The organism is Paracoccus sp. J39, from assembly GCF_000518925.1.
Lineage (GTDB): Bacteria > Pseudomonadota > Alphaproteobacteria > Rhodobacterales > Rhodobacteraceae > Paracoccus.
This window is the reverse complement of the sequence record NZ_JAEN01000001.1, coordinates 42,275-68,431: the sequence shown is the minus strand read 5'-3', so window position 1 is coordinate 68,431 and position 26,157 is coordinate 42,275. Positions and strand designations below refer to the sequence as shown.

The window sequence follows — 26,157 nt, the reverse complement described above, 5'->3', positions numbered from 1 at the left end:
CTCATCACGCCGCGGGAATGCCGCGTGCCTTGCATTCCTGCAAGGTCTCATTCGTTGTCATCACCGTCAGGCCCATCGGTTTCTTCTCGGACAGGGTAAAGACCGAGCCGACGACCATCTTGCCGTTGCGCTTGTCCCTGAGCGTGCGGATGTGCCGGGCATAGGGCGCCCCCTTCGCATCGGCCCAGCTGGCCAGCGCGCATGTGGCATAGGCGAAGGCGGTGTCGGCGTCCACCCCGGCGCGCAGGTTTGCCGTCACTTCCACCAGCCCGTCCGCCCCCTTGCGCGAACTGGCCAGGCCCGAGACCTGGGCGCCCTGGAAATCCTTGGGATCGGCCTCGAAGCTCTTGGGCAGGTTCAGCCGCAGCGGACGGGTGCGGGCCGCGAAATCGGCCAGCGCCTTTTCCTGCGCCGTCGGCTGGCGCTGCCGCACCGGGGCCATGTCCGGCATTCCCGACAGGTCCAGATCCAGATTCGCATTCAGCGCCATCAGCTCGGCCTCGGTCACCGCGAAGGCATCGCGGCCCTCGGGGCTGTCCAGCGCCATCTCGCTGACCGATCCGTCGGGTTCCAGAATCAGGATCTCGCCCGACTTGGTCGAGATCCGGCCCTTGGTCAGCACCTTCTTGTCCGGCGCGCCGGCATCGCTTTGCAGCACCGCGACGCCCAGCTGGGCCGGCTTGGGCCGCGGGCGCGCGTCCTTGCTTTCGCCGCAACCCGCCAGCAGGGCGAGAAGGCCGATCCCGGTCAGAAGGGCAAGGCGGGGCCGCATCCCCGTCACTCCGCCGCCAGGGCCGGAGCCCTGCGGGCCGCGGCCATGGCCGAAAGCTCTCCCATCAGCGGCGAGGAGCGCGCGATGGGATTGGTCAGATAGAAATCCTTGATCGCATTGCGGAAATCGGCCTGGCCCAGGTCAAGACGGTCCAGCGGCTGCCATTCGTTCTGCGGCACCTGGTCGATCTGGGCCAGATGCGGCACCGCCGCGACCAGTTCGCGGCGCAGCCCGGCCAGGCTGTCCCAGGGCTGGGTCGCGCCCAGTTCGGCCGAAAGCGCACGCAGGATCGCCCAGTTCTCCTTGCCCTCGCCCGGCGCGAAATTGGCGCGCATGGCGAGTTGCGGACGGCCCTCGGTGTTCACGAACAGGCCGCTTTCCTCGGTATAGCAGGCGCCGGGCAGGATGATGTCGGCGCGATGCGCACCGCGGTCGCCATGGCTGCCCTGATAGATCACCACCGGACCGGCAGCGATGTCGACCTCGTCGGCACCGAGGTTGTAGACCACCTCCGCGCCGTCGATGGCGGCAAGCAGGCCGCCCTCGGTCACCGCGCCCACGTCCATGGCACCGACGCGGCCGGCGGCGCTGTGCAAAACCAGCAGCCGGGCGTCGCCCAGCTCGCAAAGCTTCATCGCATTGGCCAGCACCGCCTCGCCATCGGCTTCGCGCAGCGCGCCCTGCCCGACGATCACCAGCCCCGGAGTGCCGTCCGGACCCGGCGCCTCATTGACCAGATCAAGCAGGGCCTGCCGGTCGGTGCCGAGATGCAGATAGTCATAGGTCAGATCGACTGCCTCGCCGATCAGAGCCACTTGCGCGCCATGCGCCCAGGCCTTGCGGATGCGGGCGTTCAGCACCGGCGCCTCGTCGCGGGGATTGGTGCCGATCAGCAGGATGCGCTTGGCGTGGTCGATATCCTCGATCCGCGCCGTGCCGACATAGGCCGAGCGGTTGCCGGCCGGCAGCCGCGCGCCGTCGGTGCGGCATTCCACCTTGCCGCCCAGCCCCTCGACCAGCTGCTTGAGGCTGAAGGCCGCCTCGACCGGCACCAGATCGCCGACCAGCCCGGCAATCTTCTTGCCCTTCATCGCGCGGGCGGCGGCCTCCAGCGCCTCGGGCCAGGAGGCCGGGCGCAGCTTGCCGTTCTCGCGGATATAGGGGCGGTCGAGGCGCTGGCGGCGCAGCCCGTCCCAGACGAAGCGGGTCTTGTCGCTGATCCACTCCTCGTTCACGCCGTCATGGTTGCGCGGCAGGATGCGCATGACCTCGCGGCCCTTGGTATCGACGCGGATATTGCTGCCCAGAGCGTCCATCACGTCGATGGATTCGGTCTTGGTCAGTTCCCACGGCCGGGCGGTGAAGGCATAGGGCTTGGAAACCAGCGCGCCGACCGGGCACAGGTCGATGATATTGCCCTGCAGGTTCGAGTTCAGCGTCTCGTTCAGATAGCTGGTGATCTCGCTGTCCTCGCCGCGGCCGGTCTGGCCCATCTGGGTGATGCCGGCGACCTCGGTGGTGAAGCGCACGCAGCGGGTGCAGGAAATGCAGCGCGTCATATGCGTCTCGACCAGCGGGCCGAGGTTCAGGTCCTCGCTGGCGCGCTTCGGCTCGCGATAGCGGCTGAAATCGACGCCATAGGCCACGGCCTGGTCCTGCAGGTCGCATTCGCCGCCCTGGTCGCAGATCGGGCAGTCCAGCGGGTGGTTGATGAGCAGGAACTCCATCACCCCCTCGCGGGCCTTCTTGACCATGGGCGAGTTGGTGCGGATCTCGGAGGGCGCGCCGTCCGGCCCCGGGCGCAGGTCCTTGACCTGCATGGCACAAGAGGCGGCGGGCTTGGGCGGGCCGCCCACCACCTCGACCAGGCACATGCGGCAGTTGCCGGCGATCGACAGCCGCTCGTGATAGCAGAAGCGCGGCACCTCGATCCCGGCCTGCTCGCAGGCCTGGATCAGGGTCAGGTTCGGATCGACCTCGATAATCACATCGTCGATCTTGATCTTGCGAAGATCTGCCATCTTGTCTTCCCTTATCCCGCGCGACGAAGTCGGCTGCCGGCACGATTTCCGGCAGGTTCCGCGCGATGCAAATGCTGGCCGAAGGCTGGCCCGGTTGTCTTCTGTGCCGTCATTCCTGCACCCTCACGAAGGCACGGGGAAAGATGGTCGGCACCATCCTGTCTTCTTCGCCGTCGCGCTGGACCATGATGCCGGCAGCGTCCTGCCCGGCGTGAAAGGTCACCGTCGCGCGAACGGCCCCGGCGGTATTATAGCGCACCCTGCGGTTCACGTCGGTCGTATAGCGGCTGCCATCCGGGCGCCAGCAAAGGATCTGCGCCCCGGCCGCATTGCCGGTGATGCGCAGCAGCGGCGCCCCCGTCATCCCGCGGCTGAGCTTGGTGCGCACGCCCGGCCCGGTCGCGTCACATTGCATGTCGCCCGGCGCGAACATCGAGAATTGCAGGTAGAACTTTTGCGCCGTCGGTTGCAGCGGGTCCGAGGGTTCGCCCGCGAAGGCATCCGCCGCGATCATCGAGGCGGCGGCGGCGGCCATCAGTCCCAGCCCGATCCAGTTGAGCCATTTTCTCATTTCGCCACCAGCAGGCTGCCAATAACCGTGTTCTTCTGGATCTCCTGCCGGCCGATGCGGCAGAAGCTCTCGGGGTCCTCCGCCCTGGCGCCGTTGCGGACCAGATAGTCCTCGGCCACGGCATAGATGCGCTTCTTGTCCTCCCTGCTGTCGAGGAAGGCGTCGATCTGCGACCGCGAATAGCCCTTCTGCTCGGCATAGCGCTTGAGCTTGCGGGCCTCGCCATAGGCGTAGAGGATGCGGCCGTTGATGCTGGGACAGGTGCGGCGGATGCGGTCGGCGATGCGGGCCGCGATCAGCCGGTCGTTGATGTATTTCTCCTGGCTCAGCGGCTCCAGCGCCTGGGCCGGCGTCGCCAGCATGGCCGCGCCGATCAGGGCGGCAGGGATGAGTTTCATGGCAATAGCCTCCTTGTCATGGCCCTGAGCCATAACATGGGGTCGCCCCGCCATCCGGCCATCTCGCGTCACTTGGCCGTGATCGGCCGCAGCGACATCGCCGGCCCGCCGATCCTTGCCGCGCACAGCCTCGACCGCCCCGGAGAGATCATCCGGGACGGGCGGGACATGTGCTTGGCAAAACAGATCCATGACTATTGCACGCGCTTGAAGCTGAACATCCGATAGAAATTGCCGTAGGTGACCTTGACGCCCTGCTCGGCATGGCCCTTGCTGAACCAGGTCTCGCCAGCGAGCATCCGCGCGCCCTGCGGACCCAGCGCAAGCTGGTTCCAGTTCGATTCGTAGACCGCGCCATCGGCCATGGTGCAGCGGATCGTTCCTTCATCGGCATAGCCGCGCGCTTTCAGGACAACCCCGCGATTGATCACGGTCTTTTCCTGCCACGACTTGCCCCGCGACCCGACCAGCTTGCAGTCGGTCGAGCCGGGCACCCCGTTCAGGAAGAAATTGAACCCCGTCTCCGAAGAGGGCGCAGGACCGTTGCAAGCGGCAAGCCCGGCCAGCGCCACCATCGCCACGATCAGATGCGTCTTGCGTTTCATGGATGGGCCCTGCGCCTCTACTCTGCCGCCATCGCGCCCATGCGGCCGGTGCGCTTGGCCTTGATGCGGTCCTCGATCTCCTCGCGGAAGTTGCGGATCAGGCCCTGGATCGGCCAGGCGGCCGCGTCGCCCAGGGCGCAGATGGTGTGGCCCTCGACCTGCTTGGTCACGTCGAAGAGCATGTCGATCTCCTCGACCTCGGCATCGCCGCGCACCAGCCGCTCCATGACCCGCATCATCCAGCCGGTGCCCTCGCGGCAAGGGGTGCACTGGCCGCAGCTTTCGTGCTTGAAGAACTTGGACAGCCGCCAGATCGCCTTCACCACGTCGGTGGACTGGTCCATGACGATCATGCAGGCGGTGCCGAAGCTGGATTTCAGCTCGCGCATGCCGTCGTAATCCATGATGGCGTTTTCGCATTGCTCGGCGGTCAGCACCGGGCAGGAGGCGCCGCCGGGGATCACCGCCTTGAGGTTCTTCCAGCCGCCGCGGATGCCGCCGCCATGCTTCTCGATCAGCTCGCGCATGGGGATCGACATGGCCTCTTCGACCACGCAGGGGGTGTTGACGTGGCCGGTCAGGCCGAACAGCTTCACGCCCGCATTGTTCGGGCGGCCGAAGCTGGCGAACCATTCCGCGCCGCGGCGCAGGATGGTCGGCACCACGGCGATCGACTCGACGTTGTTCACCGTGGTCGGGCAGCCATAGAGGCCGGCGCCCGCCGGGAAGGGCGGCTTCATCCGCGGCATGCCCTTCTTGCCCTCAAGCGATTCCAGCAGCGCGGTTTCCTCGCCGCAGATATAGGCGCCGGCGCCGTGGTGCAGGTAAAGGTCGAAATCCCAGCCCGACCCGGCGGCGTTGCGGCCCAGCAGGCCCGCGTCATAGCATTCGTCGATGGCGGCCTGCAGCGCCTCGCGCTCGCGGATGAACTCGCCGCGGATGTAGATATAGGCGGCATGGGCGCCCATGGCGAAGCTGGCGATCAGCGCGCCCTCGATCAGCGTATGCGGGTCGTGGCGCATGATCTCGCGGTCCTTGCAGGTCGCGGGCTCGGATTCGTCGGCATTGATGACCAGGTAGGAGGGGCGGCCGTCCGATTCCTTGGGCATGAAGGACCATTTCATCCCGGTCGGAAAACCGGCGCCGCCACGGCCGCGCAGGCCCGAGGCCTTCATCTCGTCGATGATCTTGTCGCGGCCGCGCTGGATGATGGCGGCGGTGCCGTCCCAGCAGCCGCGCGATTTCGCGCCGGCCAGGCTGCGGTCGCCCATGCCGTAGATGTTCGTAAAGATCCGGTCCTGATCGTTCAGCATCGTCTTATCCTTGTCCCTGCGAGGACGCATTGCGCCGCCGCCAGATCCGCCAGGTCACCAACAGCGACCAGATCAAGGCCCCAATCGCCGCCAGATCGGCGAGAAAGGCGTATTTCGCGGGCCAGTCCTGCTGGCCCCCCAGCCATTGCACCCCCAGCCACAGCGCCATGGTGACGGCGATCACCACCGCCACAAGCCGCATCTGCCGGGCATCCGCCGCAGCGGTCCTGCCCGCTTGCGACGCCTGTTGTCCTGTCGGGCGGGCCATCAGACGGCCTCGCCCTTGTCGATGCGGCGGGAATGGGCGGTCTCGCCCCCCGCCGCCAGAAGCTTCGCCTGGCCGACCCAGTCGTCGGCCTCGATCCGCCCGCCCATCCGGCCCAGCCGCTGCGCGAAATCGGCGACGGCGGCGGCATCCCAGGCGGCGATCTGCTCATAGCGCGTCACGCCCTGCGCGTTCAGCCAGTCCGAGATCTTGGGGCCGATGCCCTTGATCCGCTTCAGATCGTCGGTGCCCGGCGCGGTCCCGGCGGGCTGTGCCGGCGCCGCGGGCGCAGGGTCAGGCCGCGATGCCGCGGCGGGCATGGCCCCGGCGACGATGGGCATCTGCCTGCCCGACATCTGCGTGCCCGAGGTGAAAGGCTCCGGTCCCAGCGAGCCGCCGACCAGCAATGTCTCGGGCTGGCGGTCCACCGCCGCGCGCTGCCAGTCCGTACCGGTCAGGCCGTCTCCCTCGGCGAAGAGCTCGGGCCGTTCGTGGCAGACCAGCCAGACCATCAGCGCCCCGAACAGCACGAAGGTGACGGCGCCGAGGAACAGCCCGGCCAGCCAGTGCAGATCGCCGATGCCCGAGGTGAACAACAGCACCACGACCCCGGCGATTGCCGCCGAGATCCAGCAGTTCCTGTTGCACTCCGCCCGTTCCATCGTGACCCGACCGCTCCTGTCCCGTAACGATTAAGCGCCGTTCTGCGTCGCAAGCCAAGGCGTGGTGACCGGAACCTCGGTCCCGTCGATGCGCTTGACCGTGTCGCCAAGCCGCACCGCCAGCGCCACGCTGCCGTTATACTGCTCACCGCCCTTCAGGTCGGCCAGCGCGGTCGGACCACCCAGGGCCTCGGCCGAGAAGCGGCCGTTCTGCGGGCCCGGCACCGGCACCTCGCCCGCGGCGAAACGGTCGATCAGCGCCGAAAGCTTCTCGGCGGTCAGGTCCTCGTAGAAATCCTTGCCGATCTGGGCCATGGGCGCGTTGGTGCAGGCGCCGAGGCATTCGACCTCTTCCCACGAGAACCGGCCATCGGCCGAAAGCGTGTGCGGCGCCGGCGCGATCTTTTCCTTGCAGACCCGGATCAGGTCCTCGGCGCCGCAGATCATGCAGGTCGTGGTGCCGCAGATCTGGATATGGGCGACGGTGCCGACCGGATAGAGCTGGAACATGAAATAGAAGGTCGCGACCTCCAGCGCCCGGATATAGGGCATGCCCAGCAGGTCGGCGCAATATTCGATGGCGGGACGGCTCAGCCAGCCCTCCTGTTCCTGGGCACGCCACAGGACCGGGATGATCGCCGATTGCTGGCGGCCTTCCGGGTATTTGGTCATCTGGGCGCGGGCCCATTCCAGGTTCGCGGGGGTGAACTCGAAAGAGTCCGGCTGGATGGGGGACAGACGGCGCAGCATCAGCGGTCAACCTCTCCGAAAACGATGTCGAGCGTGGCGATGATCGCCGGAACGTCGGCCAGCATGTGGCCGCGCGACATCCAGTCGATCGACTGCAGATGCGCGAAACCGGGCGCGCGCAGCTTGGCGCGCCAGGGCTTGTTGGTGCCGTCGGCGACCAGATAGACGCCGAACTCGCCCTTGGGGGCCTCGACGGCGGCATAGACCTCGCCCGCCGGGACCCGGAAGCCCTCGGTGTAAAGCTTGAAGTGATGGATCAGGGCTTCCATGTCGCGCTTCATGTCGGCGCGCTTCGGCGGCGTCAGCTTGCCGCGGGCCAGCACGTCTCCGGCCGGCTCGGCGCGCAGCTTCTGCACCGCCTGCTGCATGATCTTGCAGGATTCGCGCATCTCGGCCATGCGGCACAGATAGCGGTCATAGCAGTCGCCATTCCTGCCCACGGGGATCTGGAAGTCGAATTCGTCATAGCATTCATAGGGCTGCGCCCGCCGCAGGTCCCAGGCCAGGCCCGAGCCGCGCACCATGACGCCGCTATAGCCCCAGTCCAGCGCGTCCTCCTCGGTCACGATGCCGATATCGACCAGCCGCTGCTTGAAGATGCGGTTCTCGGTCAGCAGCGTGTCGAGGTCGTCGACCAGCTTCGGAAAACGCTCGCACCATTCCTCGATATCGTCCAGCAGGGCGGGCGGCAGGTCCTGATGCACGCCGCCGGGACGGAAATAGGCGGCATGCAGCCGCGCCCCGCAGGCGCGTTCGTAGAACACCATCAGTTCTTCGCGCGCCTCGAAGCCCCAGAGCGGCGGCGTCAGCGCGCCCACGTCCATGGCGCCGGTGGTGATGCCCATCAGGTGGTTCAGGATGCGGCCGATTTCGGAGTAAAGCACCCGGATCAGGCTGGCCCGGCGCGGAATCGTGGTGCCGGTCAGCCGCTCGATGGCCAGGCACCAGGCATGTTCCTGATTCATCGGCGCCACGTAGTCGAGCCGGTCCAGATAGGGCAGGTTCTGCAGATAGGTGCGGCTTTCCATCAGCTTCTCGGTGCCGCGATGCAGCAGGCCGATATGCGGGTCGGCGCGCTCGACGATCTCGCCGTCCAGCTCCAGCACCATGCGCAGCACGCCATGGGCGGCCGGGTGCTGCGGACCGAAATTGATGTTGAAGTTGCGGATGCTCTGCTCGCCGGTCAGGGCGTCCATCGAGCCGTCGTCATAGCTGTTCTTGCGGATGTCGCCGTCCATGGTCATCCCTCCAGCCCGGCCTTGGCGCGCTTCGCCTCGAGCCGGTCGTTGAATTTCGCGGTGTTGATCAGCGCGCGGCGGTGCCGGCCCGCGCCGATGCGGTCGACCCCGTCATGGGCTACGACCTTGAACCAGATGAAGCGGCCGTCGATCTCCTCGACCTCGGTCTCGACCGTCACCGCCTGTCCGGGCAGGGTCGGGGCGCTGTGGTCCACATCGACATGGACGCCCAGCGAATCCTCGCCGTCCTCGTAATAGGGGCGCAGCTGTTCGACGCAGGCCCATTCCATCAGCCCGACCATCTTGGCCGTGGCGAAGACCGCCGGCATCCGCGGAAAGGCGCCCCGGTCCGAGAACAGCGCGCGCACGGTATCGCCCTCGGCCACCGTCATGCTGAAGCGGGCGCGGGCGCCGGGGGTCAGGCCGGGTTTCACTTCTTCGCCTCCGGCGCCTTCTCGTCGCCCGGAAGCACGTATTTCGCGCCCTCCCACGGGGACAGGAAGTCGAACTGGCGGTATTCCTGCACCAGGTTCACCGGCTCGTAGACCACGCGCTTGTCGATGTCGCTCCAGCGCACCTCGACATAGCCGGTGGTCGGGAAATCCTTGCGCAGCGGATGGCCGCGGAAACCGTAATCGGTCAGGATGCGGCGCAGGTCCGGATGGCCCGAGAACAGGATGCCGAACAGGTCGAAGACCTCGCGCTCATACCAGCCGGCCCCGGGAAAGACGCCGGTCAGGCTGGGGACCAGCTCGTCCTCGCGCACCTGGACCTTCACCCGGATGCGCTGGTTCTGATACATCGACAGCAGATGATAGACCACGTCGAAGCGCACCGGCCGCGCCGGGTTGTCCACCGCCGTGATGTCGATCAGCGTCGAGAAGCGGCAGTTCGGATCGTTGCGCAGGAACTCGATCAGGCCGATCACGCCCGACAGCGTGGCATTCACCGTCAGCTCGCCAAAGGCGATCTGGGTCGAGATCACGTCGCTTTCCCGGCGCAGGGAGATGTGCTCGGCCAGTTCCAGCAGGGCTTCGTCAGAGACGTCGGACATGGCTCACCTCACCAGCGTGCCGGTGCGCCGGATGCGGCGCTGAAGTTGCAGGATGCCGTAAAGCAGCGCCTCGGCGGTGGGCGGGCAGCCCGGGACATAGATGTCCACCGGCACGATACGGTCGCAGCCGCGCACCACCGAATAGGAATAGTGGTAATAGCCGCCGCCATTGGCGCAGCTGCCCATGCTGATGACGTAGCGCGGCTCGGGCATCTGGTCATAGACCTTGCGCAGCGCCGGCGCCATCTTGTTGGTCAGCGTGCCCGCGACGATCATCAGGTCCGACTGGCGCGGGCTGGCGCGCGGCGCGGTGCCGAAGCGTTCCAGGTCGTAGCGCGGCATCGAGGTCTGCATCATCTCGACCGCGCAGCAGGCCAGGCCGAAGGTCATCCAGTGCAGCGAGCCGTTGCGCGCCCAGTTGATGATGTCCTCGGTCGTGGTCAGCAGGAAGCCCTTGTCCTGCAATTCGCGGTTCAGCTCGGCCGTGGCGAATTCACGGTCGGCGCCCGCGGTGTTCAGGCCGGTCATCACGCCCATTCCAGCGCCCCTTTCTTCCATTCATAGGCAAAGCCCACGGTCAGGACCGCCAGGAACACCATCATACCCCAGAAAGCCACGTCCGACAGGCTACCGAAGCTCACCGCCCAGGGAAACAGGAAGGCCACTTCCAGGTCGAAGATAATGAACAGGATCGACACCAGATAGAAGCGGACGTCGAACTTCATCCGCGCATCGTCGAAGGCGTTGAAGCCGCATTCATAGGCGCTGACCTTTTCCGGGTCCGGGTTGCGCACGGCGATCACCGCGGCCGCCAGAATCAGCACGATGGCAAGCGCCGAGGCCATTCCCAGAAAAACCAGGATCGGCAGGTATTCTTGCAGCAGATATTCCACTGGGTTGGGCTCCCTTTCGCTCGCAGGAACCCGACTGGCGCCCCGCGATGGGTTTGGCTAAGGTCCGTTTATCCCCGGTCGCGGATATGGTCAACGGTGCCACCCCGCGTCAGACCGGCTTTGCAACCGCTGCGACGCGAGAAAACCGCAGGTCACGGCACGGGATTTTCAAGGTATTTTACTCGGCTTCCCGGCCGATTCGACCCAGATGCGTGTCGTGAAAGCCCGAGGGCGATTTCAGCCCGTATCCCAGCATCCGGTCGAAGCCGACATGCGCCAGCCAGAGCCCGCCGCCGGCGATCAGCCCGGTCGATCCCAGCGCCACGCCCAGCACCATCAGCAGGAAGGGCAGCGCATAGAGATGGCCCAGGTTGTAAAGCGCCGCGCCGGTGCGCGGGCCGGCCAGATAGCCGGCCATCGTCAGATCCGGCGCCAGCAGGATCGCCAGCCAGGCCAGCACCCCCCAGCCCGGAGAAGCCAGCGCCGCGACGGCGAGCCCGCCAAGCGCCAGTCCCGCGCCCTCGGCCCGCTGCCACAGCACCGGGCTCATTCCGCCGCCCGGCTGCGCGCGGCGCCAAGCATGGGCGCCAGATAGCGGCCGGTATGGCTTGCTTCGACCTTGGCCACGTCCTCGGGCGTGCCGGTGGCGACGATGCGGCCGCCGCCGTCCCCGCCCTCGGGGCCGATGTCGATGATCCAGTCGGCGGTCTTGATGACGTCGAGGTTATGCTCGATCACCACCACCGTATTGCCTTGGTCGACCAGGGAATGCAGCACTTCCAGCAGCTTGCGCACATCCTCGAAATGCAGGCCCGTGGTCGGTTCGTCCAGGATATACAGCGTCTTGCCGGTGGCGCGGCGCGACAGTTCCTTGGACAGCTTTACCCGCTGCGCCTCGCCGCCCGAGAGCGTGGTGGCCTGCTGGCCGACCTTGATATAGCCCAGCCCCACCTCGACCAGCGCGTCCATCTTTTCGCGGATCGAGGGCACGGCCTTGAAGAATTCCTGCGCGTCCTCGACCGTCATGTCCAGCACGTCGGCGATGGACTTGCCCTTGAAGGTCACCTCAAGCGTCTCGCGGTTGTAGCGTTTGCCCTTGCAGGTCTCGCAGGTGACATAGACGTCGGGCAGGAAATGCATCTCGATCTTGATGACGCCGTCGCCCTGGCAGGCCTCGCAGCGGCCGCCCTTGACGTTGAAGCTGAAGCGGCCCGGCTTGTAGCCGCGCGCCTTCGCCTCGGGCAGGCCGGCGAACCAGTCGCGGATCGGGGTGAAGGCGCCGGTATAGGTCGCCGGGTTGCTGCGCGGCGTGCGGCCGATGGGCCTCTGGTCGATGTCGATCACCTTGTCCAGCAGCTCCAGCCCCTTGATCGTCTCGCAGGGCGCGGGGGTCTGGCGTGCGCCATTAAGCCGCAGGCTCGCCGTCTTGAACAGGGTCTCGATGGTGAGCGTCGACTTGCCGCCGCCCGAGACGCCGGTGACGCAGACGAACTTGCCCAGCGGGAATTCGGCGGTGACGTTCTTGAGGTTGTTGCCGGTGGCGCCGACCACCTTCACCGCCTTGCCATTGCCCTTGCGGCGCTCGGCCGGCACGGCGATTTCGCGCGCGCCGGACAGATACTGGCCGGTCAGGCTGCAGGGATCGGCGGCGATCTCGGCCGGGGTGCCGCGGGCAACCACCTGGCCGCCATGCACGCCCGCGCCCGGCCCCATGTCGAAGACGTAATCGGCATGGCGGATCGCGTCCTCGTCATGCTCGACCACCAGCACCGAATTGCCCTGGTCGCGCAGCCCCTTCAGCGTCGAGAGCAGCCGGTCGTTGTCGCGCTGATGCAGACCGATCGAGGGCTCGTCCAGCACGTAAAGCACCCCGGTCAGCCCCGAGCCGATCTGGCTGGCCAGGCGGATGCGCTGGCTTTCGCCGCCCGACAGCGTGCCCGCCGCGCGGGACAGGGTCAGGTAGTCGAGACCCACGTTCACCAGGAAGCCCAGCCGCTCGCGAATCTCCTTGAGAATGGCGGCGGCGATCTCGTTCTTCTGCTTGGTCAGGTGCTTCGGCGCCGCCTCGACCCAGGCCAGCGCCTCGCGGATCGACAGTTCGGTGACATTGCCGATATGCGCGCCCGCGATCCTGACCGCCAGCGCCTCGGGCTTCAGCCGGTAGCCCTCGCAGGCGCCGCAGGGCCGGTTGTTCTGGTATTTCTCGAACTCCTCGCGCACCCAGGCCGAGTCGCTTTCGCGCAGCCGCCGCTCCATGTTCGGGATCACGCCCTCGAACTGGCGGGTGACCTCGTAGACCCGGCCGGCATCGTCGAAGCGGAACGGGATCTCGTCCTGGCCCGAGCCGCGCAGGAACATCTGGCGCACCGATTCCGGCAGGTCCTTCCATGGCGTCTTCTTGTCGAAGCCGTAGAACTTGGCCAGAGCGTTGACAGTCCGGGTCAGATAGGCCGATTTCGACTTGGCCCAAGGCGCGATCGCACCCTGCGCCACCGACAACGCCGAATCGGGCACCACCAGCCGCTCGTCGAAGAACAGCTCGACCCCCAGCCCGTCGCAGACCGGACAGGCCCCGAAGGGCGCGTTAAAGGAAAACAGCCGCGGCTCGATCTCGGGGATGGTGAAGCCGCTGACCGGGCAGGCGAAATTCTCGGAGAAGGTGATGCGCTCGGCTTCACCTTCGGAGGGCGCGGTTTCCAGCACCGCGATGCCGTCGGCCAGGTCCAGCGCGGTGCGGAAGCTGTCGGCCAGCCGCGTCTCCATGCCCTCGCGCACGACGATGCGATCCACGACGACGTCGATATTGTGGCGGAATTTCTTGTCGAGGGTCGGCGGCTCGTCCAGCTCGTGGAACTGGCCGTTCACCTTGACGCGCTGGAAGCCCTGCTTCCGCAGCTCAAGGAATTCCCTTTTATATTCGCCCTTGCGGTCGCGGACGATGGGCGCCAGCAGATAGGCGCGCGTGCCCTCGGGCAGCTCCATCACCCGGTCCACCATGTCCTGCACCTGCTGCGCCTCGATGGGCAGGCCGGTGGCCGGCGAATAGGGCGTGCCGGCGCGGGCGAACAGCAGCCGCAGGTAGTCGTAGATCTCGGTCACCGTGCCGACGGTCGAGCGCGGGTTCTTCGAGGTCGTCTTCTGCTCGATGGAAATCGCCGGCGACAGGCCGCTGATATGGTCGACATCCGGCTTGCCCATCATGTCGAGGAACTGCCGGGCATAGGCCGACAGGCTTTCGACATAGCGCCTCTGCCCCTCGGCATAGATGGTGTCGAAGGCGAGGCTGGACTTGCCCGAGCCCGACAGGCCGGTGATCACCACCAGCTGGTCGCGCGGGATGTCCATGTCCACGTTCTTCAGATTGTGCTCGCGCGCGCCGCGAACCTCGATGAACTTCTGTTCCATCGCGCCAGTCCTGATTCCGCCAAGCGCATGAGATAGGCATCCGCGCCGAAATGGCAACCCGGAACGGAACAACTCGGGAACATTTCTGCTTGCGGCGCCGGGTCCCCTGCCCCACCATGCAGGTGAGTCGCGAAAGGAGGCGCCGATGAGCCGACAGCATTACAAGGGCAGCTGCCAATGCGGCAGCGTCGCCTATGAGGTCGATGCCGATCTGGACCAGACCTTTACCTGCAACTGCTCGCGCTGCCAGCGGTTGGGCTTTGTGCTGGCCTTCGTGCCGCGGGCGGATTTCCACCTGACCAGCGACGGGCCGGTGACGGAATACCTGTTCAACCGCAAGCAGATCCACCACCGCTTCTGCCCGACCTGCGGCGTGGAATCCTATGCCTTCGGCACCGGACCGGACGGGGCCGAGATGGTGGCGGTGAACGTGAATTGCCTGGAAGGGGTCGATCCGCGCGCGCTGGCCAGCCAGGCGGTGGACGGGGCCAGCTCCTAGCCGCCGGTATGGCTCATGAAGCGGCTGACCTGGCCGGCGACATGCCGGCGGGAATAGTCGAAATCGTGGCCCTTCGGCTTGCGGGCGATGGCCTCGCGGATGGCATCGCGCAACGGCGCGTCGCTTTGGCTGGCGCGCAGGGGCGCGCGCAGGTCGGCGCGGTCCTCCTGGCCCAGGCACATGAACAGCTCGCCCGTGCAGGTGACGCGGACGCGGTTGCAGCTTTCGCAGAAATTATGCGTCAGCGGGGTGATGAAGCCGATCTTCTGCCCGGTTTCCTCAAGCCGGACATAGCGCGCCGGCCCGCCGGTCCGTTCGGCCAGCAGGGTCAGGGTGAAGCGTTCCGCCAGCCGGTCGCGCAGGTCGGACAGCGCCCAATACTGGTCAAGCCGCTGCTCCTCGCCCATCTCGCCCATGGGCATGACCTCGATGAAGGTCAGGTCGTGGTCATTGGCGGCACACCAGTCGGCCAGGCGGAACAGCTCGTCCTCGTTGAAGCCCTTCAGCGCCACGGTGTTGATCTTGACCCGCATGCCGGCGGCTTTCGCGGCCTCGATGCCCTGCAGGACCTGCGGCAATCGGCCCCAGCGGGTGATCCGGGCGAAACGCTCCTCGTCCAGCGTGTCCAGCGAGACATTGACCCGCCGCACGCCGCAATCGGCCAGCTCAGCCGCGAATCGCGCCAGTTGGCTGCCGTTGGTGGTCAGCGTCAATTCGTCCAGGCCGGCGCCCAGGTGCCGCGACATGGCGCGAAAGAATTCCATGATGTTGCGCCGCACCAGGGGCTCGCCGCCGGTCACGCGCAGCTTGCGCACGCCCAGGCAGACAAAGGCGGAACACAGCCGGTCCAGTTCCTCCAGCGTCAGCAGGTCGCGTTTGGGCAGGAACTGCATGTGCTCGGCCATGCAATAGGTGCAGCGGAAATCGCAGCGGTCCGTCACCGATACCCGAAGATAGGTGATCGGCCTGGCAAAGGGGTCTATCAGCGGGGCCTGCGCGTCCATGCCGCAAAGATAGGACGGGGCCCGCATCGGCACAAGCCGGCCGATCCGTTAATACTGTCGTAACCACGAATGGAAGCTCGGGTGGACAGAGGGGCGCCGGCGGGTCTAGCCTCGACCCGACCGCACAGGCAAGACGAGGGGAACCGCCCATGACCAAGCCGATCCTGCGCCTTCTGGGCGCGCTGACGCTGCTGGCTCTGGCCGCCTGCACCCAGAACCCGCAGACGGGGGATGCGCCCGCCGGCCGGGTGATGGACAGCATGATCGACCCCGCGACCGGCCAGCCGGTGATCCCGGGCCCGGTCCTGACCGGCACGGCGCCGCGCACGCCGGGCAAGACGCTCAGCACCGCCTCGCCCCCCGCGCCCGCCGCCCGCACCGCGGCGGAATTCGACACCACGACGCGCGAACAAAGGGCCGCGGCGGCCGCCGCACCGACCACGGGGGAACGCCGGCTCGGCACCACCATCGCTTCGCTCGGCGATCCGTCGCAGCCGGGCTTCTGGATCAAGACGCCGCTGGCGAAGTCCGAATCGGAGGGTCGGATCGTGAACCCGGCGAACGGCAAATCCGCCAAGGTGCGGCTGATCCCGATGGGCGGCCCGGCCAGCGGCGGCAGCCAGGTCTCGCTGCCGGCGCTGCAGCTGATCGGCGTCAGCCTGACCGACCTGCCCACCATCGAGGTCTATGGCAGCTGAGCGCCGCCGCCCGGCAAGCCCTTGCGATTCTCGGGCAGCCACCGCCCTGCCTCGCGCCGGGCAAAGGGCTTCAGCCGCGCCCCATCCGCCGCCAGCCAGTCGCGGACGCGTTGCGGATCATGCTTGGAGAGATCGCGCAGCCACCAGCCAATGGCCTTCTGGATGAACCATTCCCGGTCCTCGGCCAGACGCGCGAGCCAGGACAGCACCCGCTCGCGCCGTTCCAGATCCTGCGGCTTGGGGTTGCGGATGCGCGTCCAGGGCAAGGTCCCGACCAGGGCCGCGCGCCGCACCCACAGGCTGGGATGATCCAGCCACAGCGCGACCTCGTCGAGCCGCGCCGGCTCGGCCAGCAACCGCCGCTCGCCCGCCTTCATGGCGTGATCGGCGATCGCCCAGCCATCGAATTGCGGCACCCAGCCGGCGATCAGCCGCCAGACCGCTTCGTCCGGCCGGATGCGCGCCTGGGTCAGTAGCTTCGCCGCCGCGATCCGCGCCTCATGCACGTCGCTGTCCCAGAGCCGCCGCGCCAGATCGACCCGCGCCGGCACATCTCTGCCCTCGCGCCAGCCGCGGGCCAGCGCGTCGATCTCGGGCACGGCGACGCCCAGATAGACCCGCGGCGCCTTGTGATAGGCCGCCATCCCGGCCGCCTTGCCGGCATCGCCGCGCGCCTTCAGCTCGTCCAGTTCCCGCATCTTCTCTGTTTTCCAAATACTCCCGGGGGAGCCCTCGCCGGCCCCGTCGAGGGGCCTGCGAGGGCGGGGGCAGAGCCCCCTACTCCACCGTCACCGATTTCGCCAGGTTGCGCGGCTGGTCCACGTCGGTGCCCTTGGCCACCGCGGTGTGATAGGCCAGATATTGCATCGGCACCGCGTAAAGGATCGGCTGGAACAGCCCGCCGCCCGCAGGCATCGCCAGCCCGGCCCGGACGCCCTGGCCGCCAGTCGCCAGCCCGTCGGCATCCGAGATCAGCAACACCTGGCCGTGCCGCGCCATGACCTCCTGCATGTTCGAGACGGTCTTTTCGAACAGCCCGTCGCGCGGCGCCAGCACCACCACCGGCACATTGCGGTCGATCAGCGCGATGGGCCCGTGCTTCAACTCTCCCGAGGCGTAGCCCTCGGCATGGATATAGCTCAGCTCCTTGAGCTTCAGCGCGCCTTCCAGCGCCACCGGGTAAAGCGGCCCGCGGCCCAGATACAGCACGTCCTGCGCCTCGGAAAGCCAGCCGGCCAGGCGGCGGCATTCGTCGCTGACCGCCAGCGCCTGGTTCAGCAGGCCCGGCAGCGCGCGCAGATCCGCCAGATGCGCCGCCAGCTCGGCCTCCGTCAGCCGGCCGCGATCCCGCGCCGCCTTCAGCGCCAGCACCGCCAGCACCGCCAGCTGGCAGGTGAAAGCCTTCGATGAGGCCACCCCGACCTCGATCCCCGCCAGCGTCGGCAGGGCGATGTCGGCGTCGCGTGCGATGGCCGAGGTGCCGACATTCACCACCCCCACCGTCCGCGCCACCTTGTCCCGGGCATAATGCAGCGCCGCCAGCGTGTCCGCCGTCTCGCCCGACTGGCTGACGAAGATCGCCCAGCTTTGCGGCGAAAGCGGCGGCTCGCGATAGCGGAACTCGGACGCCACATCCAGGTCGCAGGGCAGGCCCGCGAGCGATTCGAACCAATAGCGCGCGACATGCGCCGCATAGAAGGCGGTGCCGCAGCCGACCAGGGTCAGACGGTCCACGTCGCGGAAATCCAGCGCCTCGGGCAGGACGATCCGGTCGCCCTTGATGTAGTGGTTCAGCGCATCGCCCAACACCACCGGCTGCTCGGCGATCTCCTTGGCCATGAAATGCCGGTAGCCGCCCTTGTCGATCTGGGTCGCGCCGACGTCGATCTGCTGGATCTCGCGATTGGCGGGGCGGCCCTCGGCGTCGAAGATCTCGGCGCCCGAACGGCGGATAATCGCATGGTCGCCGTCTTCCAGATAGGTGATCCGGTCGGTGAAGGGCGCCAGCGCCACGGCATCCGAGCCGATGAACATCTCGCCCTCACCATGGCCCACGGCCAGCGGGCTGCCCTTGCGGGCGGCGATCATCAGGTCGGGCTCGCCCTCGAACAGGAAGGCCAGCGCGAAGGCGCCATGCAGGCGCGCCAAAGTCGCCCGCGCCGCCTCGACCGGCGACAGGCCCTGGCCCATGTGCCAGGCGGTCAGCAGCGCCACCGTCTCGGTATCGGTCTGCGATTCCGGCTGCAGCCCCAGCGCCACCACCTCGTCGCGCAGCTCGCGGAAATTCTCGATGATGCCGTTATGGACCACCGCGACGGGACCGCGGCGATGCGGATGGGCATTGGCTTCGGTCGCCGCGCCATGGGTGGCCCAGCGGGTATGGCCGATGCCGGCATGGCCGGTCAGCGGCTCATGCACCAGCCGGTCGGACAGGTTCACCAGCTTGCCCACCGCCCGGCGACGGTCCAGCCGTCCCTCGGCATCCACCGTCGCCACGCCGGCGCTGTCATAGCCGCGATATTCCAGCCGCTTCAGCGCCTCGACCAGCTGGGGCGAAACTTCGTGATCGCCGAGAATGCCGATGATGCCGCACATGGGTCAGTTCCCCTTCTTCTGGCGCAGGGCCTGCATCAGCCGCGTGGCGAGGCCGGGCTTGGTGATCTGGCGCGCGCGTCCCAGCGCCAGCGCGTCGTCCGGCACGTCCTGGGTGATGACCGAGCCCGAGCCGGTCATCGCCCGCGCCCCCACCCGCACCGGCGCCACCAGCATGGTGTCCGAGCCGATGAAGGCATGGGCGCCGATCTCGGTCCGGTGCTTGCCGACGCCGTCGTAATTGCAGGTGATGGTGCCGGCGCCGATATTCGTCGCCTCGCCGACATGGGCGTCGCCGAGATAGGTCAGGTGGCCGACCTTGACGCCCTCGTCCAGCACGGCGTTCTTGATCTCGACGAAATTGCCGACATGCACGTCGCCGCCCAGCTCCGCCCCGGGCCGCAGCCGGGCGAAGGGGCCGACCGTGGCGCCGGCGCTGACATGGCAGCCTTCCAGATGGCAGAAGGGCAGGATCTCGGCGCCGCTTTCGACGGTCACGCCGGGGCCGAAGACTACGTTCTGCCCGATCACCGCGTCGCGGCCGATGCAGGTGTCGAGCGCGAACCAGACCGTCGCCGGATCGCTCAGCGTCACGCCGTCCTCCAGCGCCCGGGCGCGGGCGCGGGCCTGGAAGGCGGCCTCGGCCTGCGCCAGTTCGGCGCGGGTGTTGATGCCCAGCGTCTCGGATTCGTCGCAGGTCACCACCTCGACCCGGTGGCCGGCGGCGCGGGCCAGTTCGGGAATGTCGGTCAGGTAGTATTCGCCCGCCGCGTTGCGGTTGCCGATCCGGGGCAGGAATTCGCGCAACAGCGCCGCATCCGCCGCCAGCACGCCGGAATTGACCAGGCGGATGGCGCGCGTCGCCTCGTCGGCGTCCTTGTATTCGACGATGCGCTCCAGCCCCTCGGGGCCGGTGACCAGCCGGCCGTAGCGGCCGGGATTGGCGGCCTCGAAGCCCAGCACCACCACGTCGGCGGCATGGCTGGCAAGATTGGCCAGGGTTTCCTCGCCGATGAAGGGGGTGTCGCCGTAAAGCACGATCACCCGGCCCTCGAACCCTTCCAGCAGCGGCATGGCCTGGCGCACGGCATGGGCGGTGCCGAGCTGCTCTTCCTGCAGGGCGATGCGTGCCTCGGGGTCCAGCTTCGCCACCGCCTTGGCCACCGCCTCGGCGCCATGGCCGGCGACCACGATCACCTCTTCGGGTTCCAGCAGGCGGCCGGTGGCCAGCGCGTGCCCGACCAGCGGCACGCCGCCCAGCCGGTGCAGCACCTTGGGCAGGTCCGACTGCATGCGGCTGCCCTGTCCAGCGGCCAGCACGATCAGCGCGACGGGTTTCTCGGTCATCTCTGCCCTCTTGCCTGTTCCTTATCCTTGCCGGGCGTTCTACCTAGAGGGCGGCGGTCGGGAAAGGCCCCGGCGGATCAAACATCTTGACGGAAGGTTACAGCATGGCGGGAACGGTGGTCTTCGATCTGGACGGCACGCTGGCCGATACATCCGGCGACCTGATCGCGGCGGCCAATGCCTGCTTCCATGCCCGCGGCCTGGGCGCATTGCTGGATCCCCTCGAGGACGCGCTGATCGCCTTTCACGGCGGCCGCGCCATGCTGCGCGCGGGCTATGCGCGGCTGCCCGGCGACACCATCCTGCCGCCCGGCGCCGAGGACGAGGATTATCCGCGCCTGCTGGGCCATTACGGCGAGGCGATCGCCATCCACACCCGGCTCTATCCCGGGGCCGAGGCGGCGCTGGACCGGCTGGCCGAGGCCGGCCACCGGCTGGCGGTCTGCACCAACAAGCCCGCCGCGCTGGCCGAGACGCTGCTGCGCGAACTGGGCATCCGCGACCGGTTCGCGGCCATGATCGGCGCCGACACGCTGCCGGTGCGCAAGCCCGATCCCCGCCCCTATCAGGCCGCGGTCGAAACGGCGGGCGGCAAGGTGGCGCAATCCTTCCTGGTCGGCGATACCGAGACCGACCGCAGGACCGCCGCCGCCGCCGGCGTCAAGGTCGCGCTGGTCGCCTTCGGCCCCGAGGGCGAGGCGCTGCGCAGGCTGGCGCCCGAGGCGATGCTGGCGCATTTCGACGACCTGCCGCGGCTGGCCGCCGACTGGCTGGCCTGAGCCAAAGTGAAAGGGGGCCGCGACGGGCCCCCTGATGCGCGGAATTGCCCCGGGACGGGACGGCCCCTATTCGGCCTCGTCGGCGGATTTGGCGTTGAGCTGGCCGTAGTTCTGCGCCCCGATCTCTTCGTAAAGGCCCAGCTGGGTTTCGAGGAAGTCGATATGCCCCTCTTCATCGGTCAGCAGCGCGTCGAACAGGTTCTTGCTGACGTAATCCCCGACCTTGTCGCAATATTCCCGCGCTTCGATGTAAAGGGTGCGGGCATCGTATTCGGCCGCCAGGTCGGATTCCAGCGTTTCCTTGAGGTTCTGGCCGATCCGCAGCGGGTCCAGCTTTTGCAGGTTGGGATGGCCTTCCAGGAAAATGATTCGCTGGATCAGCCGATCCGCGTGATGCATTTCCTCGATGGATTCGGCGCGCGACTTGTCGGCGACCTTGCCGTAACCCCAGTCCTCTTGCAGCCGGTAGTGCAGCCAATACTGGCTGACCGCGGTGAGTTCAGACCGTAGCGCTGCGTTGAGATACTCGATGACCTTTGCGTCGCCCTTCATGGCTTACCCCTGTGCGGTTGGCTTTCAGCCCCCGAAGGATGGGGGGCACGGCCAGATTATCGCATCCGCGCATGGTGTCCAGAAACAAAGGCATACAGCTCCCGCAATCGGCGCGCTTGCCGAGTGCGTGGTAGATCTTGCCGGGGGTGATGATCGTTTCGGGGTCCGCGGCACGCATCCAGTCAATGGCGGCCTTGATGTCGTGGTCCGAAATCTGGGTGCAGTGGCAGACGATCATTTACTCACCTCGGTTGGGCAAAACTTACCCATTTCCTCGGATAAGTAAAGCCTGAGTTTTTCACTTTGTGATGAAGCCCGCCTTGACGCTTCCGGACGGCGCGGACAGAACCTAAGCCCATGAAGCTGGACGATTTCGATTTTCACCTGCCCGAGACGCTGATCGCGACCCGCCCGGCACGGCCGCGTTCCTCGGCGCGGCTGCTGCTGGCGCAGGGCGATTCGATTCGCGACCTGCACGTGCGCGACCTTGTCGACCTGCTGGGACCGGGCGACCTGCTGGTGCTGAACGACACCAAGGTCATCCCGGCGCGGCTGAACGGCACCCGCGCCCGCCAGACCCCGCAGGGCGAGGCGGTGGCGAAGGTCGAGGTCACGCTGCTGGAACCCGTCGCCAATGGCTGGAAGGCGCTGGCGAAACCGCTGCGCAAGCTGAAGCCGGGCGAGGTGATCCGCTTCGGCGCGGCGCTGTCCGCCGAGGTGGCCGGGATCGCCGGGGGCGAGCTGACCCTGCGCTTCGACGCCACGGGCGAGGCGTTCGATGCCGCGCTGGCGCAGGTCGGCGCCATGCCGCTGCCGCCCTATATCGCCGCGCTGCGGGCGCCCGACGAGGCCGATCGCGAGGATTACCAGACCGTCTGGGCGCGGCGCTCGGGCGCCGTGGCCGCGCCGACCGCCAGCCTGCATTTCGACCGCGACCTCCTGGAGCGGCTGGCCGCCCGCGGCGTGCGCTTCGCCCATGTCACCCTGCATGTCGGCGCCGGCACCTTCCTGCCGGTCAAGGTCGAGGACGTGACCACCCACAAGATGCACGGCGAATGGGGCGAGGTCACGCCCGAGGCCGCCGCGGCGATCAACGCCACCCGCGCAGAAGGCGGGCGGGTGATCCCGGTCGGCACCACGGCGCTGCGCCTGATCGAATCGGCGGCCGCCGAGGACGGCACCGTGCAGCCCTTCCAGGGCGTTACGGAAATCTTCATCTATCCCGGCTATCGCTTCCGCGTGACGGATGCGCTGATGACCAATTTCCACCTGCCGAAATCGACCCTGCTGATGCTGGTCAGCGCCCTGATGGGGCCGGACCGCATCCGCGGCATCTATCGCCATGCGGTGGAATCGGGCTATCGCTTCTTCAGCTATGGCGACGCCTCCCTGCTGATTCCGAAGGACCCGTGATGCTGACCGTGCTGCGCACCACCTGGCCATTGCTTCTGGGCATCCTGCTCTTGATGGTCGGGAACGGCATGCAGGGCACGCTTCTGGGCATCCGCGGCAAGATCGAGGGCATTTCGACCACCCAGATGTCGGTGGTCATGTCGGCCTATTTCGGCGGCTTCCTGCTGGGCTCGCGCGTGGTGCCGGAACTGATCCGCAAGGTCGGCCATGTGCGGGTCTTTGCCGCGCTCGGCTCGCTGATTTCCTCGGTGCTGATCCTTTACGCAGCGGCGCCGCACTGGATCTCGTGGTCGCTGATGCGGCTGCTGATCGGCTTCTGCTTCTCGGGCGTCTACATCACCGCGGAAAGCTGGCTGAACGCCGGCACCACCAACGAGAACCGCGGCCAGGCCATGTCGGCCTATATGATCATGCAGATGCTGGGCATCATCTCGGCGCAGTTCCTGATGAACACGGCCGATCCGGCGGGCTATCTGCTGTTCGTGATCCCCTCGGTCCTGGTCAGCGTCTCCTTCCTGCCGATCCTGCTTTCGACGCAGCCCGCGCCGCAATTCTCGACCCTGAAGCGCATGAGCTTCGGCAGCCTGTTCCGCGTCTCGCCGCTGGGCTGCATCGGCATCTTCCTGATGGGCGGGGTGTTCTCGGCGCTGTTCGGCATGGCCTCGGTCTGGGGCTCGACCAAGGGCCTTTCGGTGCGCGAGATCTCGGCCTTCGTCGCCGCGATCTATGCCGGGGGGCTGTTGCTGCAGTACCCGATCGGCTGGCTTTCGGACCATGGCGACCGGCGCTTCATCGTGCTGGGCCTGTCGGTTCTGGGCGCGGCGGTCAGCCTGGCCACGGTGACGCTGCAGCCGGGCATCTGGGGCCTGCTGCTGGCCGCGGCGCTGATCGGCGGCGTGGCCAATCCGGTCTATTCGCTGCTCCTGGCCTATACCAACGATTTCCTGGACAACAGCGACATGGCCGCCGCCTCGGCCGGGCTGCTGTTCATCAACGGCATCGGCGCCATGGCCGGGCCGCTGATCACCGGCTGGCTGATGTCGCTGCTGGGCCCGGACGGGTTCTGGGTCTATATCGGCCTGCTGCTGGCGATGCTGGCCTTCTATGCCGGCTGGCGCCGCACCCGCCGTCCGGCGGCCCCGGTGGCGGATCAGCAGAGCTTCGCGGTCATCGCCCCCTCGGCCACCCCCGTCGCGGTCGAGGCGGCGCTGGAAACCGCCAGCTCGGACGACGCCGACAAACCCGCCTGACGGGGTTGCGGCGCGCCGCCGGCTCTGCAACCATCCGGGAAAACGGAGGGCGCAGCATGACCGACACCGTGACACCCGAAAGCATCAACCGCTTCTGGCTCGACGAGATCGGCGAGAAGGGCTGGTATGTCCGCTCGGACGCGCTGGACGACACCATCCGCCAACGCTTCCTGCCGGTCTGGGAGCGCGCCGCCGATCTGGCGCCCGGCTGGGCCCGGACGCCCGAGGGCGCGCTGGCCGCGCTGATCCTGACCGACCAGTTCCCGCGCAACATGTTCCGCGAGGATGCCCGCGCCTTCGACACCGACCCCCTGGCCCGCAGCCTGGCCCGCGAGGCCGTCGAGAACGGCTTCCACCTGCGCATCGAGCCGCCCGGCCGGCAGTTCTTCTACCTGCCCTTCGAGCATTCCGAGGACCTGGCCGACCAGGACCGCGCCGTCAGCCTCTTCGCCGAGTTCATGCCCGGCGAGAACCTGCGCCATGCCGAGCTGCATCGCGACACCATAGCCAAATTCGGCCGCTTCCCCTGGCGCAACGCGGCGCTGAAGCGCGTGCCCACGGCGGCGGAAACCCGCGTGATGGAGGCCGGCGGCTATGGCGCGCTGGTCGCCGGCAAGCTGTCGCTTGCTGACCTCTGAAAAATGGTTTAACGCTGAACTATCTTTTTTGATAGGGGGACATCCATGGCGCAGAGCTTCGACATGGTGGTGATCGGTTCCGGCCCTGGCGGCTATGTCTGCGCCATCCGCGGCGCGCAGCTGGGGCTGAAGGTGGCCTGTATCGAGCGCGAGCATCTGGGCGGCATCTGCCTGAACTGGGGCTGCATCCCGACCAAGGCGCTGCTGCGCTCGGCCGAGGTCTTTCACCTCATGCACCGCGCCAAGGAATTCGGCCTCTCGGCGGACAAGATCGGCTACGACCTCGGTGCCGTGGTGCAACGCTCGCGCGGCGTGGCCAAGCAACTCGCCGGCGGCGTCGGCCACCTGCTGAAAAAGAACAAGGTCACCGTCATCATGGGCGAGGCCAGCCTCACCGCCCCCGGCAAGATCAGCGTCAAGACCGACAAGGGCAGCGAAGAGATCACGGGCAAGGCCATCGTGCTGGCCACCGGCGCCCGTGCCCGCGAGCTGCCGGGGCTGGAACCGGACGGCGACCTGGTCTGGAACTACAAGCACGCCCTGCAGCCGCCGCGGATGCCGAAAAAGCTGCTGGTCATCGGCTCGGGCGCCATCGGCATCGAATTCGCCAGCTTCTTCAACACGCTGGGCGCCGACACCACGGTGGTCGAGGTCATGGATCGCGTGCTGCCGGTCGAGGATGCCGAGATCTCGGCGCTGGCCAAGAAGCAATTCGTCAAGCAGGGCATGAAGATCCTGGAAAAGGCCGCGGTCAAGAAGCTCGACCGCGCCAAGGGCAAGGTCACCGCCCATATCGAGATGGGCGGCAAGACCGAGACGCATGAGTTTGACACGGTGATCTCGGCCGTCGGCATCGTCGGCAATGTCGAAAACCTCGGCCTGGAAAAGCTGGGCGCCAAGATCGACCGCACCCATGTCGTCACCGACGAATATTGCCGCACGGGGGTCGAGGGGCTCTATGCCATCGGCGACGTGGCCGGCGCGCCCTGGCTGGCGCACAAGGCCAGCCATGAAGGCGTCATGGTGGCCGAACTGATCGCCGGCGGGCACCCGCATCCGATCAAGCCGAACTCGATCCCCGGCTGCACCTATTGCAACCCGCAGGTCGCCTCCGTCGGCCTGACCGAGGAAAAGGCCAAGGCCGCGGGCTACGAGGTCAAGGTCGGCCGCTTCCCCTTCATCGGCAACGGCAAGGCCATCGCGCTTGGAGAGCCCGAGGGCCTGATCAAGACCGTCTTCGACGCCAAGACCGGCGAGCTTCTGGGGGCCCACATGGTCGGCGCGGAAGTCACCGAACTGATCCAGGGCTATGTCGTCGGCCGCACGCTGGAAACCACCGAGGCCGAGCTGATGGAAACGGTCTTTCCGCACCCGACGCTTTCCGAGATGCTGCACGAGGCCACGCTCTCGGCCTATGGCCGCGCGATCCATTTCTGAA

Annotated in this window: 29 protein-coding genes; 7 read left to right on the top strand and 22 right to left on the bottom strand. The window is 67.4% G+C overall.

Features of this window, described 5'->3' with window-relative positions:
• Positions 1-4: 4 nt before the first annotated feature.
• From L632_RS0100340 to uvrA, 16 genes are all read right to left on the bottom strand, one after another.
• A complete protein-coding gene (locus L632_RS0100340; RefSeq protein WP_028711942.1) occupies positions 5-772 on the bottom strand; it encodes a hypothetical protein in 768 nt (255 codons plus the stop codon).
• A gap of 5 nt (positions 773-777) precedes the next feature.
• Entirely contained in the window at positions 778-2,793 is a 2,016-nt protein-coding gene (gene nuoG / locus L632_RS0100335) for an NADH-quinone oxidoreductase subunit NuoG (protein ID WP_028711941.1), read from the bottom strand.
• 109 nt (positions 2,794-2,902) lie between these two features.
• Positions 2,903-3,364 (bottom strand): hypothetical protein, encoded by a 462-nt coding sequence (locus L632_RS0100330; protein WP_028711940.1) that lies wholly within the window; start codon positions 3,362-3,364, stop codon positions 2,903-2,905.
• Positions 3,361-3,762 carry a DUF5333 domain-containing protein gene (locus L632_RS0100325; RefSeq protein WP_028711939.1) on the bottom strand — a complete coding sequence of 134 codons (402 nt, stop codon included), beginning with the start codon at positions 3,760-3,762 and terminating at the stop codon, positions 3,361-3,363. The genes L632_RS0100330 and L632_RS0100325 overlap by 4 nt, the downstream gene beginning before the upstream one ends.
• A gap of 194 nt (positions 3,763-3,956) precedes the next feature.
• Complete coding sequence (locus tag L632_RS0100315; protein ID WP_028711938.1) at positions 3,957-4,367, bottom strand: hypothetical protein; 411 nt, start codon at positions 4,365-4,367, stop codon at positions 3,957-3,959.
• Positions 4,368-4,384: 17 nt separating this feature from the next.
• Positions 4,385-5,680 carry an NADH-quinone oxidoreductase subunit NuoF gene (gene nuoF / locus L632_RS0100310; protein WP_028711937.1) on the bottom strand — a complete coding sequence of 432 codons (1,296 nt, stop codon included), beginning with the start codon at positions 5,678-5,680 and terminating at the stop codon, positions 4,385-4,387.
• Positions 5,681-5,684: 4 nt separating this feature from the next.
• A complete protein-coding gene (locus L632_RS0100305) occupies positions 5,685-5,948 on the bottom strand; it encodes a DUF5337 domain-containing protein (RefSeq protein WP_028711936.1) in 264 nt (87 codons plus the stop codon).
• Positions 5,948-6,607 (bottom strand): hypothetical protein, encoded by a 660-nt coding sequence (locus tag L632_RS0100300; protein WP_028716142.1) that lies wholly within the window; start codon positions 6,605-6,607, stop codon positions 5,948-5,950. Before L632_RS0100300 ends, L632_RS0100305 begins: the two co-directional genes overlap by 1 nt.
• Positions 6,608-6,637: 30 nt before the next feature.
• Complete coding sequence (nuoE, locus tag L632_RS0100295; protein WP_028711934.1) at positions 6,638-7,357, bottom strand: NADH-quinone oxidoreductase subunit NuoE; 720 nt, start codon at positions 7,355-7,357, stop codon at positions 6,638-6,640.
• Positions 7,357-8,595, bottom strand: coding sequence for an NADH-quinone oxidoreductase subunit D (locus tag L632_RS0100290; RefSeq protein ID WP_028711933.1), 1,239 nt, complete (start codon positions 8,593-8,595; stop codon positions 7,357-7,359). Before L632_RS0100290 ends, nuoE begins: the two co-directional genes overlap by 1 nt.
• Before the next feature lie 2 nt (positions 8,596-8,597).
• Positions 8,598-9,029, bottom strand: a complete 432-nt coding sequence (locus L632_RS0100285; protein WP_028711932.1) for a thioesterase family protein — start codon at positions 9,027-9,029, stop codon at positions 8,598-8,600.
• Entirely contained in the window at positions 9,026-9,649 is a 624-nt protein-coding gene (locus L632_RS0100280) for an NADH-quinone oxidoreductase subunit C (protein WP_028711931.1), read from the bottom strand. The genes L632_RS0100285 and L632_RS0100280 overlap by 4 nt, the downstream gene beginning before the upstream one ends.
• A 3-nt stretch (positions 9,650-9,652) precedes the next feature.
• Positions 9,653-10,177 (bottom strand): NADH-quinone oxidoreductase subunit B family protein, encoded by a 525-nt coding sequence (locus L632_RS0100275; protein WP_028711930.1) that lies wholly within the window; start codon positions 10,175-10,177, stop codon positions 9,653-9,655.
• Positions 10,177-10,542, bottom strand: coding sequence for an NADH-quinone oxidoreductase subunit A (locus L632_RS0100270; protein WP_028711929.1), 366 nt, complete (start codon positions 10,540-10,542; stop codon positions 10,177-10,179). Before L632_RS0100270 ends, L632_RS0100275 begins: the two co-directional genes overlap by 1 nt.
• Positions 10,543-10,720: 178 nt before the next feature.
• Positions 10,721-11,092 (bottom strand): DUF4260 domain-containing protein, encoded by a 372-nt coding sequence (locus L632_RS0100265; protein ID WP_028711928.1) that lies wholly within the window; start codon positions 11,090-11,092, stop codon positions 10,721-10,723.
• Positions 11,089-13,947, bottom strand: coding sequence for an excinuclease ABC subunit UvrA (uvrA, locus tag L632_RS0100260; RefSeq protein ID WP_028716141.1), 2,859 nt, complete (start codon positions 13,945-13,947; stop codon positions 11,089-11,091). The genes L632_RS0100265 and uvrA overlap by 4 nt, the downstream gene beginning before the upstream one ends.
• A 145-nt stretch (positions 13,948-14,092) precedes the next feature.
• Here uvrA and L632_RS0100255 point away from each other — a divergent pair, with 145 nt between their 5' ends.
• A complete protein-coding gene (locus L632_RS0100255; protein WP_028711926.1) occupies positions 14,093-14,446 on the top strand; it encodes a GFA family protein in 354 nt (117 codons plus the stop codon).
• On the opposite strand, the gene moaA is transcribed toward L632_RS0100255, so the two are convergent.
• Positions 14,443-15,477, bottom strand: coding sequence for a GTP 3',8-cyclase MoaA (gene moaA / locus L632_RS0100250; protein ID WP_051416150.1), 1,035 nt, complete (start codon positions 15,475-15,477; stop codon positions 14,443-14,445). The two genes, L632_RS0100255 and moaA, sit on opposite strands and share 4 nt — an antisense overlap.
• Positions 15,478-15,599: 122 nt before the next feature.
• On the opposite strand from moaA, the gene L632_RS0100245 reads away from it, so the two are divergent.
• Positions 15,600-16,148 (top strand): hypothetical protein, encoded by a 549-nt coding sequence (locus L632_RS0100245; protein ID WP_028711924.1) that lies wholly within the window; start codon positions 15,600-15,602, stop codon positions 16,146-16,148.
• On the opposite strand, the gene L632_RS0100240 is transcribed toward L632_RS0100245, so the two are convergent.
• The 3 genes from L632_RS0100240 to glmU form a co-directional block, all read right to left on the bottom strand.
• On the bottom strand, positions 16,136-16,846 hold the full coding sequence (locus L632_RS0100240; protein ID WP_028711923.1) for a DNA alkylation repair protein: 711 nt from the start codon (positions 16,844-16,846) through the stop codon (positions 16,136-16,138). The genes L632_RS0100245 and L632_RS0100240 overlap by 13 nt on opposite strands.
• Before the next feature lie 79 nt (positions 16,847-16,925).
• Positions 16,926-18,743, bottom strand: a complete 1,818-nt coding sequence (gene glmS / locus L632_RS0100235) for a glutamine--fructose-6-phosphate transaminase (isomerizing) (protein WP_028711922.1) — start codon at positions 18,741-18,743, stop codon at positions 16,926-16,928.
• A 3-nt stretch (positions 18,744-18,746) separates the two neighbouring features.
• The gene (glmU, locus tag L632_RS0100230) at positions 18,747-20,087 is read right to left on the bottom strand and encodes a bifunctional UDP-N-acetylglucosamine diphosphorylase/glucosamine-1-phosphate N-acetyltransferase GlmU (RefSeq protein WP_028716140.1); all 1,341 of its coding nucleotides are present in this window, start codon (positions 20,085-20,087) and stop codon (positions 18,747-18,749) included.
• A 104-nt stretch (positions 20,088-20,191) separates the two neighbouring features.
• Between glmU and L632_RS0100225 the strand changes: the two genes are divergently transcribed.
• Complete coding sequence (locus L632_RS0100225) at positions 20,192-20,866, top strand: HAD-IA family hydrolase (RefSeq protein WP_028716139.1); 675 nt, start codon at positions 20,192-20,194, stop codon at positions 20,864-20,866.
• A gap of 66 nt (positions 20,867-20,932) precedes the next feature.
• On the opposite strand, the gene bfr is transcribed toward L632_RS0100225, so the two are convergent.
• A complete protein-coding gene (gene bfr / locus L632_RS0100220; protein WP_028711919.1) occupies positions 20,933-21,418 on the bottom strand; it encodes a bacterioferritin in 486 nt (161 codons plus the stop codon).
• Positions 21,366-21,656, bottom strand: a complete 291-nt coding sequence (locus tag L632_RS23665; protein WP_084637777.1) for a bacterioferritin-associated ferredoxin — start codon at positions 21,654-21,656, stop codon at positions 21,366-21,368. The genes bfr and L632_RS23665 overlap by 53 nt, the downstream gene beginning before the upstream one ends.
• 119 nt (positions 21,657-21,775) lie before the next feature.
• On the opposite strand from L632_RS23665, the gene queA reads away from it, so the two are divergent.
• Genes queA through lpdA form a run of 4 tightly spaced genes read left to right on the top strand, consistent with a single transcriptional unit; the run spans position 21,776 to position 26,156 of the window.
• Positions 21,776-22,831 (top strand): tRNA preQ1(34) S-adenosylmethionine ribosyltransferase-isomerase QueA, encoded by a 1,056-nt coding sequence (gene queA / locus L632_RS0100215; protein ID WP_028711918.1) that lies wholly within the window; start codon positions 21,776-21,778, stop codon positions 22,829-22,831.
• A complete protein-coding gene (locus L632_RS0100210) occupies positions 22,831-24,081 on the top strand; it encodes an MFS transporter (RefSeq protein WP_028711917.1) in 1,251 nt (416 codons plus the stop codon). The genes queA and L632_RS0100210 overlap by 1 nt, the downstream gene beginning before the upstream one ends.
• 56 nt (positions 24,082-24,137) lie before the next feature.
• On the top strand, positions 24,138-24,719 hold the full coding sequence (locus L632_RS0100205; RefSeq protein ID WP_028711916.1) for a DUF924 family protein: 582 nt from the start codon (positions 24,138-24,140) through the stop codon (positions 24,717-24,719).
• A gap of 45 nt (positions 24,720-24,764) precedes the next feature.
• Positions 24,765-26,156, top strand: coding sequence for a dihydrolipoyl dehydrogenase (gene lpdA, locus L632_RS0100200; RefSeq protein WP_028716138.1), 1,392 nt, complete (start codon positions 24,765-24,767; stop codon positions 26,154-26,156).
• Position 26,157: the final 1 nt, after the last annotated feature.